15 protein-coding genes are annotated in these 15,530 nt (G+C 70.1%); 8 read left to right on the top strand and 7 right to left on the bottom strand.

Translation table 11 applies throughout. From position 1 onward, the window contains the following. Positions 1–29 precede the first annotated feature (29 nt). The 5 genes from IH80_RS39440 to IH80_RS0118045 all read left to right on the top strand — a co-directional run bounded on the left by IH80_RS39440 (position 30) and on the right by IH80_RS0118045 (position 3,439). The gene (locus IH80_RS39440) at positions 30–350 is read left to right on the top strand and encodes a hypothetical protein (protein WP_037880330.1); all 321 of its coding nucleotides are present in this window, start codon (positions 30–32) and stop codon (positions 348–350) included. A gap of 76 nt (positions 351–426) precedes the next feature. Beyond that, complete coding sequence (gene lipB / locus IH80_RS0118060; protein ID WP_030961651.1) at positions 427–1,218, top strand: lipoyl(octanoyl) transferase LipB; 792 nt, start codon at positions 427–429, stop codon at positions 1,216–1,218. Between the two features lie 119 nt (positions 1,219–1,337). Further along, entirely contained in the window at positions 1,338–2,285 is a 948-nt protein-coding gene (lipA, locus tag IH80_RS0118055) for a lipoyl synthase (protein WP_030961649.1), read from the top strand. Between the two features lie 248 nt (positions 2,286–2,533). Next, positions 2,534–2,731, top strand: coding sequence for a hypothetical protein (locus IH80_RS0118050; protein ID WP_030010916.1), 198 nt, complete (start codon positions 2,534–2,536; stop codon positions 2,729–2,731). A gap of 9 nt (positions 2,732–2,740) precedes the next feature. Further along, entirely contained in the window at positions 2,741–3,439 is a 699-nt protein-coding gene (locus IH80_RS0118045) for a DUF4191 domain-containing protein (RefSeq protein WP_030961648.1), read from the top strand. A 94-nt stretch (positions 3,440–3,533) separates the two neighbouring features. On the opposite strand, the gene IH80_RS0118040 is transcribed toward IH80_RS0118045, so the two are convergent. Next, positions 3,534–4,001: an RDD family protein gene (locus IH80_RS0118040; protein WP_030961647.1), complete on the bottom strand. Its 468-nt coding sequence runs from the start codon at positions 3,999–4,001 to the stop codon at positions 3,534–3,536. A gap of 185 nt (positions 4,002–4,186) precedes the next feature. Here IH80_RS0118040 and glnA point away from each other — a divergent pair, with 185 nt between their 5' ends. Then, positions 4,187–5,596, top strand: a complete 1,410-nt coding sequence (gene glnA, locus IH80_RS0118035) for a type I glutamate--ammonia ligase (RefSeq protein ID WP_030654817.1) — start codon at positions 4,187–4,189, stop codon at positions 5,594–5,596. Positions 5,597–5,765: 169 nt separating this feature from the next. After that, on the top strand, positions 5,766–6,266 hold the full coding sequence (locus tag IH80_RS45375) for a hypothetical protein (protein ID WP_051809501.1): 501 nt from the start codon (positions 5,766–5,768) through the stop codon (positions 6,264–6,266). Between the two features lie 61 nt (positions 6,267–6,327). Here the strand turns inward: IH80_RS45375 and IH80_RS0118025 are convergent, their stop codons facing one another. Then, a complete protein-coding gene (locus IH80_RS0118025) occupies positions 6,328–6,981 on the bottom strand; it encodes a TetR/AcrR family transcriptional regulator (protein ID WP_030961644.1) in 654 nt (217 codons plus the stop codon). An 86-nt stretch (positions 6,982–7,067) separates the two neighbouring features. Between IH80_RS0118025 and IH80_RS0118020 the strand changes: the two genes are divergently transcribed. After that, positions 7,068–7,838, top strand: a complete 771-nt coding sequence (locus IH80_RS0118020) for an SDR family NAD(P)-dependent oxidoreductase (RefSeq protein WP_030961642.1) — start codon at positions 7,068–7,070, stop codon at positions 7,836–7,838. Positions 7,839–7,847: 9 nt separating this feature from the next. Here the strand turns inward: IH80_RS0118020 and IH80_RS0118015 are convergent, their stop codons facing one another. The 5 genes from IH80_RS0118015 to lpdA form a co-directional block, all read right to left on the bottom strand. After that, complete coding sequence (locus tag IH80_RS0118015) at positions 7,848–8,366, bottom strand: DUF4240 domain-containing protein (RefSeq protein ID WP_030961641.1); 519 nt, start codon at positions 8,364–8,366, stop codon at positions 7,848–7,850. A 114-nt stretch (positions 8,367–8,480) separates the two neighbouring features. Beyond that, on the bottom strand, positions 8,481–11,162 hold the full coding sequence (gene aceE / locus IH80_RS0118010; protein ID WP_030961640.1) for a pyruvate dehydrogenase (acetyl-transferring), homodimeric type: 2,682 nt from the start codon (positions 11,160–11,162) through the stop codon (positions 8,481–8,483). A gap of 220 nt (positions 11,163–11,382) precedes the next feature. Then, on the bottom strand, positions 11,383–12,006 hold the full coding sequence (locus tag IH80_RS0118005) for a GntR family transcriptional regulator (protein ID WP_030654838.1): 624 nt from the start codon (positions 12,004–12,006) through the stop codon (positions 11,383–11,385). A 133-nt stretch (positions 12,007–12,139) separates the two neighbouring features. Beyond that, a complete protein-coding gene (gene sucB / locus IH80_RS0118000) occupies positions 12,140–13,918 on the bottom strand; it encodes a 2-oxoglutarate dehydrogenase, E2 component, dihydrolipoamide succinyltransferase (protein ID WP_030961638.1) in 1,779 nt (592 codons plus the stop codon). A gap of 53 nt (positions 13,919–13,971) precedes the next feature. Next, positions 13,972–15,360 (bottom strand): dihydrolipoyl dehydrogenase, encoded by a 1,389-nt coding sequence (gene lpdA / locus IH80_RS0117995; protein WP_030765666.1) that lies wholly within the window; start codon positions 15,358–15,360, stop codon positions 13,972–13,974. Positions 15,361–15,530 lie beyond the last annotated feature (170 nt).

Genomic DNA, 15,530 nt, shown 5'->3' with positions numbered 1-15,530 from the left:
GCCCCACGCTCCCGCGTACGCTGCGGGCCATGACCCGCCGGCACCACCCGTCGCACCTGCCCGAGGAGCGGCCTGAATCCACCGCTCCGCTGCCTGCGCCCGAGCTGACCGAGGCCGAGTGCCGGCGCTGCGGCACCTACATCGCGGGGCTCGACGGGCGTTACGCCTGTGGTGTGTGCGGCTGGGTGAACGACCACTCGGAGGGCCACCGGCGGCTGCCGCGCGCGGACGAGGATCCCGACCGCCCGCCGAAGGGCCGTCGACGGCCGAAGCAGCTGCCGTGGCCCCTGCCGGAGCCCGGGCCGCAGCCGGAGGAGGGTCCGCACGCCGGGCCGCACGCGGGGCCCTGAAGGGGCCCGTACGGGCAGCCGTACCCTTGCTCAGTGAAGTACGTGCACACAGCAGGTTCAATGAGGAGGCGCTGCGGTGGCTGAGCTTGGGTTTGTCCGTCTGGGCTTCGGAGCGGAATCCGTCGAGTACACCCGGGCCTGGGACGAGCAGCGCAGGGTGCACGCGGCCCGCTTCGCGGACGAGATCGAGGACACCTGCCTGCTGGTGGAGCACCTGCCGGTCTACACGGCCGGGCGGCGCACCGACCCCAGTGAGCGCCCGCTGGACGGCACCCCCGTGGTGGACGTCGACCGCGGCGGGAAGATCACCTGGCACGGCCCGGGCCAGCTGGTCGGCTACCCGATCATGAAGCTGCCCCGCCCGGTGGACGTCGTGGCCCACGTCCGCCGCCTGGAGGAGGCGCTGATCCGCACCGCCGCCGAATTCGGCCTGGAGACCACCCGGGTCGAGGGCCGTTCCGGTGTCTGGGTGCTCGGCGACCCGGTGGAGGAGCGCCCGAAGATCGGCGGCCTCTCGCTGGAGCTGGACCCGCGCCTGCACGACGAGGAGTTCGACCCCCGGCTCAACGGCCCCGAGTACGCCCCTTCCAACGCCGGCCAGCGCCGCGAGGACCGCAAGCTCGCCGCCATCGGGATCAGGGTCGCCAAGGGCGTCACGATGCACGGCTTCGCGATCAACGTGAACCCGGACAGCACCTGGTTCGACCGCATCATCCCGTGTGGGATCCGGGACGCCGGTGTGACCTCGCTCTCGTACGAACTGGGCCGCGACGTCACCATCGCCGAGGTGCTCCCGGTCGTCGAGCGCCACCTGAAGGACGTACTGGAGCACGCCGAGTTGCGGCCCCGCGAGATCGAGACCGCATAGAGACCTCCCGGCTACGGGAATGAGTCCGGCCGCTCGCAGGTTGGTCGGCGTAAGAGCGTACGAAATTACGGGCGTACCCTGGTGGGCGCCCGAACAATCGAAGTCACAGGGAGCCGGTCGTGTCCGCAGTCGCACCCGACGGACGCAAGATGCTGCGTCTGGAGGTCCGGAATGCCCAGACCCCCATCGAGCGCAAGCCCGAGTGGATCAAGACGCGGGCGAAGATGGGTCCCGAGTACACCAAGATGCAGGCCCTGGTGAAGGGCGAAGGACTGCACACGGTGTGCCAGGAGGCGGGCTGCCCCAACATCTACGAATGCTGGGAGGACCGCGAGGCCACCTTCCTCATCGGCGGCGACCAGTGCACCCGGCGCTGTGACTTCTGCCAGATCGACACGGGCAAGCCCGAGGCGCTGGACCGCGACGAGCCGCGCCGCGTCGGCGAGTCCGTCGTCACGATGGACCTGAACTACGCCACCATCACCGGTGTCGCCCGCGACGACCTCGCCGACGGCGGTGCCTGGCTGTACGCGGAGACCGTGCGCCAGATCCACCAGCAGACGGCGGGCCGCGAGGCCGGCCACACCAAGGTCGAGCTGCTGGCCCCCGACTTCAACGCGGTGCCCGAGCTGCTGGAAGAGGTCTTCGCCTCCCGCCCCGAGGTCTTCGCGCACAACGTCGAGACGGTGCCGCGGATCTTCAAGCGGATCCGCCCCGGCTTCCGCTACGAGCGCTCGCTCGAGGTGATCACCAAGGCGCGCGAGTACGGCCTGGTCACCAAGTCCAACCTGATCCTCGGCATGGGCGAGGAGCGCGAGGAGGTCTCGCAGGCCCTGAAGGACCTGCACGAGGCCGGGTGCGAGCTCATCACCATCACCCAGTACCTGCGGCCCTCGCCGCGGCACCACCCCGTGGAGCGCTGGGTGAAGCCGGCCGAGTTCGTGGAGCTGGCGAAGGAGGCCGAGGAGATCGGCTACTCGGGCGTGATGTCCGGTCCGCTCGTCCGTTCCTCGTACCGAGCCGGTCGTCTGTACCAGCAGGCGATGGAGAAGCGCGCGACCGTGTGACGTGGGGCGCGACTGCACGTGTGAAGTCGCGCACAAAGTGCTACCAACGAGTAATACCGCATCGGCGCGGCCCCTAGGCTCTTTCCCGAGGAAAGAACCCGGCGGGCCGCGTCGGCGTATGCAACGTGTCCATCACATTTGACCACCCGGTCACGCCCTGGTAACACCAGTCAGTGACGCTAGGTCCACGCACCGTACCCACCCGCCCACCTCGCGCAGACGTGAGCATCGTGAAAGGGATCGACATCATGCAGGCCGCGCCCGTACGCGCCATCGCCATCCCGACGCTCTCCGACGCCTTCCGGGGCATCGAGTCCCTCCTCATGAGCGGGGCCCGCCGCAACGCCTGGACGGCGGTCCTGGAGGATCGCAAGAGGGCCAAGGACCGTGTCGAAACCGAACACGTACTTGAGGCCGCGGCTACCCGAACCCCGCAGGCCACGTAAACTCTGGGTATGGCGAGGAAGTCAAACGCAGAGACTGCTGCGAACCCCGGGCGACTGAAGCAGATCGCCCTGACGTACAAGATGACGCGCAAGGCCGACCCGAAGGTCGGTCTGATCGTCGCGGGCGTGGGAATCGTCACCTTCGGTGTCTTTCTTGCGATCGGCTTCCTGATCGACCACCCGGTCTACCTGGGCATCCTGGGCTTCCTGGTGGCGTTCCTCGCGATGGCGATCGTCTTCGGGCGACGGGCCGAGCGGGCTGCCTTCGGGCAGATGGAGGGGCAGCCGGGAGCGGCCGCGGCCGTACTGGACAACGTGGGACGGGGCTGGACGACCACCCCGGCCATCGCGATGACCCGGCAGCAGGACATCGTCCACCGTGCCGTGGGCAAGGCCGGTGTCGTGCTGATCGCCGAGGGCAACCCGAACCGCGTGAAGCCGCTGCTCGCGAACGAGAAGAAGAAGATGGCCCGGATCATGCCGGACGTGCCGGTCCACGACTTCATCGTGGGCACGGGCGAGGGCGAGGTGCCGCTCAAGAAGGTGCGCACCACCCTGCTCAAGCTGCCGCGCGTACTGACCGGCCCGCAGATCACCCAGGTCAACGACAAGCTGCGGGCCATGGGTGACCTCATGAGCAACATGCCGCTGCCGAAGGGCCCCATGCCCAAGGGCATGAAGATGCCGCGCGGCGGAAAGATGCGCTGACGCGCCGGCCCGATCAGCCGATTTTCGTATACGAGACGGGGGCGCCCCCCGAGCCGGCCGGCTCGGGGGGCGCCCCCGTTCGGTCCCATCGGTCTCAGATGCGGACCTGGACGGCGCGCGCGAGACGGTCGTGGAGGCCGCGGCCGTCGCGGTCCCAGATCAGCGCCGGGACGACCAGGGCCAGCAGCAGCGTGCGCACGACCACCCGGACGATGCCGAGGCGGCCGCCGTCCTCCGCGACCACCCGCAGGCCCAGGGCCCGCTTGCCGGGTGTGAAGCCCACGGTGCCGACCGTCAGGATCGTCAGGGCCACGAAGAGCCCGAGGGTCCAGTTGCCCGCGGCGCCCAGGTTCCCGCCGGTGATCAGCCCGTACGCGATGAGCTGGCAGCCGATCCAGTCGAGGGCCACGGCTGCGATCCGGCGCCCGAACCGCGCCACGGAGCCGGGCCCCTCCTGCGGCAGGCCGAGCCGCTGGCCCGGATAGCCGAAGTCGACGCCCATCTCCTCGGCGGCCGCCTTGGGGCCGGAGAGCCAGGATCCGATTGCCTGTCTGTTGTCCACCCGACCACGGTACCGGTGGCGCCTCACGGCCCTCCGGCCGGACCCTGGTTAACTTGTGCGAAACAAATGGGTCATGCTTGGGAAATCCCGTCTGCTTATGGTCGGGTCAGCGTGCGGCACCGCACTGACGCACCACGAGCTATAAAGCCCGTCCCTCCCCCGGGGCCGGGAGTAGGAGGAGTTGGATGTTCCAGAACGCCGACGAAGTCAAGCAGTACATCGAGGAGAACGACGTCAAGTTCGTCGACGTCCGCTTCTGCGACCTGCCTGGTGTGATGCAGCACTTCACGATCCCGGCGCGGGCATTCGACCCGGCGGAGGAGCTCGCCTTCGACGGATCCTCGATCCGCGGCTTCCAGGCGATCCACGAGTCCGACATGGCCCTGCGCGCCGACATCACCACCGCGCGCCTGGACCCGTTCCGCCGCGACAAGACGCTGAACATCAACTTCTTCATCCACGACCCGATCACGGGTGAGGCCTACAGCCGCGACCCGCGCAACATCGCGAAGAAGGCCGAGGCGTACCTCGCCTCCACCGGCATCGCCGACACCGCGTTCTTCGGCCCCGAGGCCGAGTTCTACATCTTCGACAGCGTGCGCTTCGCGACCACCGCGAACGAGGGCTTCTACCACATCGACTCCGAGGCCGGCGCCTGGAACACCGGTTCCGAGGAGAACAACCGCGGCTACAAGGTCCGCTACAAGGGCGGCTACTTCCCGGTCGCCCCGGTCGACCACTTCGCGGACCTGCGCGCCGAGATCTCCCTCGAGCTGGACGCCCAGGGCCTCCAGGTCGAGCGCCAGCACCACGAGGTCGGCACCGGCGGCCAGGCCGAGATCAACTACAAGTTCAACACGCTGCTGGCCGCGGCCGACGACCTGATGCTCTTCAAGTACATCGTGAAGAACGTCGCGTGGAAGAACGGCAAGACCGCGACCTTCATGCCGAAGCCGATCTTCGGTGACAACGGCTCGGGCATGCACGTCCACCAGTCGCTGTGGGCCGGCGGCGAGCCGCTCTTCTACGACGAGGCCGGCTACGCGGGCCTGTCGGACACCGCCCGCTACTACATCGGCGGCATCCTCAAGCACGCCCCGTCGCTGCTCGCCTTCACCAACCCGACGGTGAACTCGTACCACCGCCTGGTGCCGGGCTTCGAGGCGCCGGTCAACATGGTGTACTCGCAGCGCAACCGCTCCGCCGCCATGCGCATCCCGATCACGGGCTCGAACCCGAAGGCCAAGCGCGTCGAGTTCCGCGCGCCGGACCCGTCCTCGAACCCGTACCTGGCCTTCTCGGCCCTGCTCCTCGCGGGCCTCGACGGCATCAAGAACAAGATCGAGCCGATGGAGCCGATCGACAAGGACCTCTACGAGCTCTCCCCGGACGAGCACGCGAGCGTCCCGCAGGTCCCGACCAGCCTCGAGGACGTCCTCAAGGCCCTGGAGGAGGACCACGAGTACCTCCTGGCCGGCGGTGTCTTCACCCCCGACCTGATCGAGACCTGGATCGACTACAAGCGCACGCACGAGATCGCCCCGATCGCGCAGCGTCCGCACCCGCACGAGTTCGAGCTGTACTTCGACCTCTAAAAATGCCTGATGGGAGGCCCCCCGCCACGCTCCACGGAGCGAGGCGGGGGGCCTTTCCGCTTTGACAGGTCGGTCGGGCGGAGTGAGGGTGGAAAGGACCGTAAAGGCCTGATAAGCGAGACATGTTCGGAGGTGCATGAGAATGCGCCGTAGGATCGTTGCGGCAACCATGGCAGGAGCCGCAGGAATCGCCATCGGTCTGCTGCCCGTCGCCAGTGCCTCGGCCTCGGCCGTCTCCGGCAGCGGCGGCGGGAACGGCGGCTACGACTGCTACCGGTACCCCTCGAACCGTTCCGACGCGCGGTGGGACTACTGCTGCAACCGCGACTGGCGCGACCGGCCCAGCTGGTGCTGGGACAACGCGGGTGTGGGCGGCGACCGCGGCTACTGGCGGGACAGCAACTGGAACGACTCCGACTGGCGCCGCCACAACTGGAACAACTGGCACGACGACGCGAACTGGAACGACTCAGGCCGCGGCGGCAACGGCAACTGGAACGACTGGGGCAACGGCCGGGGTGGCAACGGTGACTGGGGCGGCGGCGGTGGCGGCGGCAACGGTGACTGGGGCGGCGGCGGTGGCGGCGGCAACGGTGACTGGGGCGGCGGCAACGGCGGCGGCAACGGTGGCGGTGGCGGCAACGGCGGCGGCTGGGGTGGTGGCCGCTGAGATGAGGCCGATCTGACCACGGAGGGTCGTGGGACCGGGGCGATGCCCCTGCGGCGCTGGTTCAGCGCAGCAGGGGCATCGCTCCTGTGAGGTCCCGCAGGCACAGGACCGCGAGCTCGGCGGGGGAGCCGGGCCCCGAGACCGGGGCGTCCGTCGCCGACCACAGCTCCAGCGCCACGCGGATCGCGTCCGTGGCCGCGGCGGCCAGCAGCCGCACCTCCCGCACGTCGGCGTCCGCCCCCGCCAGCCTGCCGATCACCGGCACCAGACGCTCCTCGGACTCCTGGTTCACGCGGTACCAGACCGCGCGCAGCGCCTGGTCGTCCGCCGCCGCGCGCAGCAGGCCGCGGGTCACCTCCAGACCCTCCGCGACCGCCTGAGGGCCGCTCAGCGACCGGGTGACGGCGCGTTCCAGCGCCTCCGCGAGGGGGGTGCCCGGGTCCTCCTCCGCCAGCAGCGCGCGCCAGGCGTCACCGCCGCCCGCCAGCAGCGGGGCCACGGCCTCCTGCTTGTTGCGGAAGTAGCGGTAGAAGGTGCGCAGCGCCACGCCCGCGCGGTGGGCGATGTCCTCGGCGGTGGTGCCGTCGGGACCGTGCTCGGCGAACAGCCCGCAGGCGGCACGGGCGATGTCGAGCTGTGTGGCGGCCTTGCGGCGCTCGGTCAGCGAGGGGGCTCCGGGGCCGGCCTGGGGGGCGTACGGACGGGGGGATCTCACGGGTGAAGCCTACCGTCCGCCCGGCGCAATAAAGGCATTCTTTGTCGGCATGACAAAACGTGCCAGTCCTTGGGTACGCTCACGCCATGAACCGTTACGAAGGACGTCGCGTCCTCATCACGGGCGGCGGCTCCGGCATCGGCCGCGCCACCGTCCACCGCCTCCTCGCCGAGGGCGGCCGGGTCCACGCCGTGGACGTCAGCGAGGCCGGCCTGAAGGCCACCGCCGAACACGCCGCCGCCGCGGGCCACGGGGACCGGCTGACCACCGCGCTCCTCGACATAGCGGACGAGGGTTCCGTCAAGGAGGGCGTGGTCGCCGCGACCCGCGCCCTGGGCGGGATCGACGTACTGGTCAACGCGGCGGGCATCCTGCGCTCCGCGCACACCCACCGGACCACGCTGGAGCTGTGGAACCAGGTCATCGCGGTCAACCTGACGGGCACTTTCCTGATGATCCGCGAATCCCTGCCGGCCCTGCTGGCCGCGGACCGGCCGGTCGTCGTGAACTTCAGCTCCACCTCGGCGTCCTTCGCCCACCCCTACATGTCCGCCTACGCGGCCAGCAAGGGCGGCATCCAGTCCATGACCCACGCGCTGGCCGCCGAGTACAGCAAGCAGGGCCTGCGCTTCGTCAGCGTCGCGCCCGGCTCCATCGAGAGCGGCATGACCACCGGCAGCGGCCCCGGCCTGCCCGAGGACACCGACTGGTCCCTCTTCACCAAGCTCGCCCCGGCCATCGGCCAGGGCTTCGCCGGCCCCGAGACCGTCGCCGGCGTCGTCGCCATGCTGGGCTCCGAGGACGGCGCCTTCATCACCGGCACCGAGATCCGCATCGACGGCGGCACGCACTGCTGAACCGGGGCGTCAGCCCCGGAACCGGTCCCAGAGCCGGGGGAAGCGCTCCGCGAGCACGGCTTCGTTCTCGAAGTCCAGCGGGGCGCCCTCCGGCTCCGCCGCCTGCAGCGGGATCCCCAGATCCGGCGCCACCGCCCCGGTCAGCTGCTCGTACGCCTCGTCGGCCGCGTACCCGAGCTCCTCGCCGTCCCCGTCGATCTCCTCGTCGAAGTCGCCCAGCAGCTCCGCCAGGTGGTCCGGGTCGTGCACCCCGCCCTCGAAGACCTCCCGCCCCTGGCCGATCAGCCAGCAGCGGAAGTAGTCGAAGGCGTCGTCGCTCGCCCCGTCGAGCAGCACCCAGGCCGCGCCCCACAGGTCCCAGGTGTACGCCCGGTTGTACCGGGACTCGAAATGGCGGGCGAAGTCCAGGACGGAGTCCGGATCGAGCTGCGCCAGCCGCTCCACGAGCAGCTCGGCATGCTCCTCGGGGTCGCCGTCGGCGGCCTCGCGGGTACGGTCGACGATCTCCCAGAACTCCGTCTCGTCCATCACGGCTCCAGCATCACGGGTCGGCCCCGCCGCCGCCACCGCTCGTACGGCGAAAGGCCGGTGCCCACCCCCTCGGGGGCTGACACCGGCCTTTCGCGTCCGGATCCACACGGCTCAGAGGCCGTAGCGCTCCCGGGCCTCCTTGACCGCGGAGGCCGGTACCTCGCCGCGGCGGGCGAGCTGGGCCAGCGCGGCCACCACGATCGACTGGGCGTCGACACCGAAGTGGCGGCGCGCGCCCTCACGGGTGTCGGACAGGCCGAAGCCGTCGGTGCCCAGCGAGGTGTAGTCCTGCTCCACCCACTGGCTGATCTGGTCCGGGACCTGGCGCATCCAGTCGGAGACGGCGAGGACCGGGCCGGCCGCACCCTCCAGCGCGCGGGTGACGTACGGGGTGCGGACCTCGCCGCGCAGCAGCGCCTCGTCGCACTCCAGCGCGTCGCGGCGCAGCTCGCCCCAGGAGGTGGCGGACCAGACGTCGGCGGCCACGTTCCACTCGGCGGCGAGCAGCTGCTGCGCCTCCAGGATCCAGTGGATCGCGGTGCCCGAGGCCATCAGCTGGATCTTCGGGGCGTCGGCGGCGGGCGCGTTCTCCAGGTCGGAGGCCTGGTTGAAGCGGTAGAGGCCCTTGAGGATGCCCTCTTCCACGCCCTCCGGCATGGCCGGCTGGACCTTCGGCTCGTTGTAGACCGTGAGGTAGTAGAAGACGTCCTCGGGCTGCTCGCCGTACATCCGGCGCAGACCGTCCTTGACGATCACCGCGATCTCGTACGCGAAGGCCGGGTCGTAGTTGAGCGACGCCGGGTTCGTGGACGCGATCAGGTGCGAGTGGCCGTCCGCGTGCTGCAGGCCCTCACCGGTCAGCGTGGTGCGGCCGGCGGTGGCGCCGACGATGAAGCCCTTGCCGAGCTGGTCGGCGAGCTGCCACATCTGGTCGGCGGTGCGCTGCCAGCCGAACATCGAGTAGAAGATGTAGAAGGGGATCATCGGCTCGCCGTGCGTCGCGTACGACGTGCAGGCGGCGATGAAGTCGGCCATGGCACCGGCCTCGGTGATCCCCTCGTTGAGGATCTGGCCGTCCTTGGCCTCCTTGTAGTACATCAGCTGGTCGCGGTCGACCGGCTCGTACGTCTGGCCCAGCGGCGAGTAGATGCCGGCCGACGGGAAGAGCGACTCCATACCGAAGGTACGGGCCTCGTCGGGGACGATCGGCACCCAGCGCTTGCCGGTCTCCTTGTCCCGCATCAGGTCCTTGACGAGGCGGACGAAGGCCATGGTGGTGGCCATCTCCTGCTTGCCGGAGCCCTTGATGAGCGGGGCGAAGGAGCGGTCGGCCGGGGCGGGCAGGGCCACGTGGTGGACCTTGCGGGCCGGGGCCGGGCCGCCGAGGGCCGCACGGCGCTCATTGAGGTACTGCACCTCGGGGCTGTTCGCGCCCGGGTGGCCGTAGGGGACCTGGCCGTCGGCGAAGGCGCTGTCCGGGATCGGGAGTCCGAGCTTGTCGCGCATGCTCTTGAACTCGTCGATCGTCAGCTTCTTCATCTGGTGGTTCGCGTTCTTCGACTCGAACCCGGCACCCAGCGTGTAGCCCTTGACGGTCTGCGCCAGGATGACCGTCGGCGCGCCCTTGTGCTCCAGGGCGGCCTTGTACGCGGCGTAGACCTTGCGGGGCTCGTGGCCGCCGCGCGAGGTGTGGAAGCACTCGGCGATCTTCGCGTCGGAGAGCACACCGGCCAGCTGCACGAGCTCGGCGTTGACGCCGAAGAAGTGCTGGCGGATGTAGGCCACGTCGCGGGTCGCGTACGTCTGGAACTGCGCGTCCGGTACCTCGCGCAGGCGGCGCACCAGGGCGCCGGTGGTGTCGAGCTGGAACAGCTCGTCCCAGGCGGACCCCCACAGGGTCTTGATGACGTTCCAGCCGGCGCCGCGGAACTGGGCCTCCAGCTCCTGGACCACGCGGAAGTTCGCGCGGACCGGACCGTCGAGGCGCTGCAGGTTGCAGTTGATGACGAAGGTCAGGTTGTCGAGCTGCTCGCGGGAGGCCAGGGCCAGGGCGGCGGTCGACTCGGGCTCGTCCATCTCGCCGTCGCCGAGGAAGGCCCAGACGTGCGAGTTGGCGGTGTCCTTGATGTTCCGGTTCTGCAGGTAGCGGTTGAAGCGCGCCTGGTAGATCGCGGAGAGCGGGCCGAGGCCCATGGAGACCGTGGGGAACTCCCACAGCCACGGCAGGCGCCGCGGGTGCGGGTAGGACGGCAGGCCGTTGCCGCCGGACTCCTGGCGGAAGTTGTCGAGCTGCTGCTCGGAGACGCGCCCGTCGAGGAAGGCGCGGGCGTAGATGCCGGGGGAGGCGTGGCCCTGGATGTAGAGCTGGTCGCCCGATCCGTCGGCCTCCTTCCCGCGGAAGAAGTGCTGGAAGCCGGTCTCGTACAGCCACGCGGCGGAGGCGAAGGTGGCGATGTGGCCGCCGACGCCGTACTTGGAGCCGCGGGTCACCATGGCGGCCGCGTTCCAGCGGTTCCAGGCGGTGATCTTGGCTTCCATCGCCTCGTCACCCGGGAACTCGGGCTCCGCGGCGGTGGGGATGGTGTTGACGTAGTCCGTCTCCAGCAGCTTCGGCAGGGCCAGGCCGGCGGCCTCGGCGTGCTGGAGCGTGCGGCGGAGCAGGTATTCGGCGCGGCGCGTACCGGCGGCCTGTGCGACGGCGTCGAGGGAGGCCGCCCATTCGGCGGTCTCCTCGGTGTCGCGGTCCGGGAGCTGGTCGAGCTCGCTCGGAAGCTTTCCTACGGGGTCGGACATCGCTGTGCGCCGCCTTCCGGACAAAGGAGAGGTGGTGAAGAAAATCCCTGACGGGCAGGACAGGGTCGATGGACCTGGTTGAGGTCCGCGACGACTGTAAATCCCTGATCGATGATCGATCAAATAAAAGTGACGAAGAAACGTCGATCCGACAAAAGTCGGCACCGCGTGCCAGGAAAACGGGCACGCGGTGCCCGGTCAAACCGGGGCGAACGGTGCCTCAGGCGCGGGGTGCGCACCCCAGGACGTGCCGCTTCACCAGCACACCGATGTCCGGATCGCGACTGCGGAAGGCCTCGACGAGCGCCTCGTGCTCCTCCGCGTAGGACTTCTGGACGGTGCCCAGCCAGCGGATGGACAGGGCCGTGAACACCTCGATGCCCAGGCTCTCCCAGGTGTGCAGCAGCACGCTGTTCCCGGCGGCCCGCACCATCTCCCGGTGGAAGCCCACCGTGTGCCGCACCTGTGCCGTGCCGTCCGAGCTGCGGTCGGCCTCCCACAGGGCCGCCACGTGCGGCTCCAGCGCCGAGCAGTCCGCCGCCAGCCTCGGCGCCGCCAGCTCGGCGGCGATCTGCTCCAGACCGGCCCGGACCGGGTAGATCTCCTCCAGGTCCGCGGCGGAGAGGTTCCGTACGCGCACGCCCTTGTTCGGCGCGGACTCGATCAGCCGCAGCGTCTCCAGCTCGCGCAGCGCCTCCCGTACCGGGGTCTGGCTGACCTCCAGCTCCACGGCGATGCGCCGCTCCACGATCCGCTCACCGGGCTTCCAGCGCCCGCTGACGATCCCCTCCACGATGTGCTCGCGGATCTGCTCGCGCAGCGAGTGCACGACGGGTGGGGTGATCATCGGGGCTTCATCTCCTGGTGGATGTGCAGGGTCACGCGGGGCCTGATGCGTAGACAATACGGCGGCGCCCCCGCCCGGGAGTATCCCGGGCGGGGGCGCCGACAGTGAGGCTGGTTACAAGCCGTTCGGCTCAGAGGCCGAGCTCGACCTCGAACTCGCCGGCCTCGAGGATCGCCTTGACCGCGGTGAGGTACCGGGCCGCGTCCGCGCCGTCCACCAGACGGTGGTCGTAGGACAGGGTCAGGTACGTCATGTCGCGGATGCCGATGTTGGTGCCCTCGGCGGTCTCGATGACCACCGGGCGCTTCACCGTGGCACCGATGCCCAGGATGGCGACCTGGTTCGGGGGCACGATGACCGTGTCGAACAGCGCACCGCGCGAACCGGTGTTGCTGATGGTGAAGGTTGCGCCCGACAGCTCGTCCGGCGTGATCTTGTTGCCCCGGACCTTGGCGGCCAGGTCGGCGGTCGCCTTGGAGATGCCCGCCAGGTTGAGGTCGCCCGCACCCTTGATGACCGGGGTCATCAGGCCCTTCTCGGAGTCGACGGCGATGCCGATGTTCTCCGAGTCGAAGTAGGTGATGGTGCCCTCGTCCTCGTTGATCCGGGCGTTGACGACCGCGTGGGCCTTCAGCGCCTGGGCAGCGGCCTTGACGAAGAACGGCATCGGGGACAGCTTGACGCCCTCGCGGGCGAGGAAGCCGGCCTTGGCCTTCTCGCGCAGCTTCATGATCTTGGTGATGTCCACCTCGACCACGGAGCTGAGCTGCGCCTGCGAGTGCAGGGCCTTCATCATGTTGTCGCCGATGACCTTGCGCATGCGGGTCATCTTGACCGTCTGACCGCGCAGCTCGGAGACCGCGGCGGCCGGAGCCTTCGCGGCGGCCGGGGCGGCGGCGGGAGCCGGGGCGGCAGCGGCGGCCTTGGCGGCCTCGGCGGCGGCCAGGACGTCCTGCTTGCGGATACGGCCACCCACACCGGTGCCCGAGACCGCGGACAGGTCCACGCCGGACTCCGAGGCGAGCTTGCGCACCAGCGGGGTCACGTACGCGGCCTCGTCACCGGCGAACGCCGGCGCGGCGGCCGGAGCAGCGGCCGGAGCCGGGGTCACCGGAGCCGGAGCGGCGACCGGAGCGGCAGCCTGGACCGGAGCCGGAGCGGCGGCCGGGGCGGGCTGGACCGGAGCCGGAGCCGCGGCGGGCGCCGGAGCGGCCTCGGCCGGAGCCGGGGCGGCCTCGGCCGGAGCCGGGGCGGCGGCCGGAGCGGCAGCGGCCGGGGCGGCACCTGCGGCGCCGATGACGGCCAGGACGGTGCCGACCTCGGCGGTCTCGTCCTCGTTGATCCGGATCTCCAGCAGCGTGCCGGAGACCGGCGCGGGGATCTCGGTGTCGACCTTGTCCGTGGAGACCTCGAGCAGCGGCTCGTCGGCCTCGACGGACTCGCCGACCTGCTTCAGCCAGCGGGTGACGGTGCCCTCGGTGACGGACTCGCCCAGCGCGGGCAGCACGACATCGGTGCCGGAGGCGGCCGGGGCGGCAGCCTCGGCCGGGGCCTCGGCGACCGGAGCCGGGGCCGCGGGGGCCTCGGCGGCGGGGGCCGGAGCGGCCGCGGGGGCCTCGGCAGCGGCAGCCGGCTCGGCGGCCGGAGCCTCGGCGGCAGCCGGAGCACCGGAGCCGTCGTCGATGACGGCCAGCTCGGCGCCGACCTCGACGGTCTCGTCCTCGGCGACCTTGATCGAGGCCAGGATGCCGGCGACGGGCGACGGGATCTCGGTGTCGACCTTGTCGGTCGAGACCTCGAGCAGCGGCTCGTCGGCCTCGACGCGCTCGCCCTCGGCCTTCAGCCAGCGGGTGACAGTTCCCTCGGTGACGCTCTCGCCGAGCGCCGGAAGGGTTACGGAAACCGACATGGTTTCTGTTGCTCCTTACGAAAGTGCGGAAGTGGTCGTCGCGCCCGGACGAACTAGTCGTGCGAGTGGAGCGGCTTGCCGGCCAGGGCCAGGTGGGCCTCGCCGAGCGCCTCGTTCTGGGTCGGGTGCGCGTGGATGAGCTGCGCGACCTCGGCCGGGAGGGCCTCCCAGTTGTAGATCAGCTGGGCCTCGCCGACCTGCTCGCCCATCCGGTCACCGACCATGTGGACGCCGACCACGGCACCGTCCTTGACCTGGACGAGCTTGATCTCGCCCGCGGTCTTCAGGATCTTGCTCTTGCCGTTGCCCGCCAGGTTGTACTTGAGGGCCACGACCTTGTCCGCGCCGTAGATCTCCTTGGCCTTGGCCTCGGTGATGCCGACGGAAGCGACCTCGGGGTGGCAGTAGGTGACGCGCGGGACACCGTCGTAGTCGATCGGGACGGTCTTGAGACCGGCCAGACGCTCCGCGACCAGGATGCCCTCGGCGAAGCCGACGTGCGCGAGCTGGAGGGTCGGGACGAGGTCGCCGACCGCCGAGATCGTCGGCACGTTGGTCTGCATGTACTCGTCGACCAGGACGTAGCCGCGGTCCATCGCGACGCCCTGCTCCTCGTAGCCCAGGCCCTGCGAGACCGGGCCGCGGCCGACGGCGACCAGCAGCACCTCGGCCTCGAAGGTCTTGCCGTCGGCCAGCGTCACGCGGACGCCGTTCTCCGTGTACTCGGCCTTGTCGAAGAAGGTGCCGAGGTTGAACTTGATGCCGCGCTTGCGGAAGGCGCGCTCCAGCAGCTTGGAGCTGTTCTCGTCCTCGACCGGAACGAGGTGCTTGAGGCCCTCGATGACGGTGATGTCGGAGCCGAAGGACTTCCACGCCGAGGCGAACTCGACGCCGATGACGCCGCCGCCCAGGACGATCGCGGACTCGGGCACGCGGTCCAGGACCAGCGCGTGGTCCGAGGAGATGATGCGGTTGCCGTCGATGTTCAGGCCCGGCAGGGACTTCGGCACGGAGCCGGTCGCCAGCAGGATGTGGCGGCCCTGGATGCGCTGCCCGTTCACGTCGACGGAGGTCGGCGAGGAAAGGCGGCCCTCACCCTCGATGTAGGTCACCTTGCGGGAGGCGACCAGGCCCTGCAGGCCCTTGTACAGGCCCGAGATGACCTCGTCCTTGTACTTCTGCACACCCGCGATGTCGATGCCCTCGAAGGTGGCCTTCACGCCGAACTGGGCCGCTTCGCGAGCCTGGTCCGCGATCTCACCCGCGTGCAGCAGAGCCTTCGTGGGGATGCAGCCGTTGTGCAGGCAGGTGCCGCCGAGCTTGTTCTTCTCGATCAGGGCAACGTCCAGACCCAGCTGGGATGCGCGCAGCGCCGCGGCGTAACCGCCACTGCCACCGCCGAGGATCACTAGGTCGAAAACGGTGCTGGCGTCGTTCGCCACGTCACGTCCTCCATGCATGTGCGCCGGGCACCGGTCCTCTGTGACCGGGCGGCGGCTGGTAATCGGCCGCTGTTTCTTCGGCCCTGTGGTGGGGGCCCTGTCCTGCCGAGAACCCATCTTCGCATTTGTCGGGGGAACGCGGGACGCCGGGCCCACGTTGTGAGAGGGCG

This window comes from Streptomyces sp. NRRL S-378 (genome assembly GCF_000720645.1).
In the GTDB taxonomy this organism is placed as follows: Bacteria; Actinomycetota; Actinomycetes; order Streptomycetales; family Streptomycetaceae; genus Streptomyces.
This window is presented reverse-complemented; position numbering and strand designations above follow the sequence as displayed.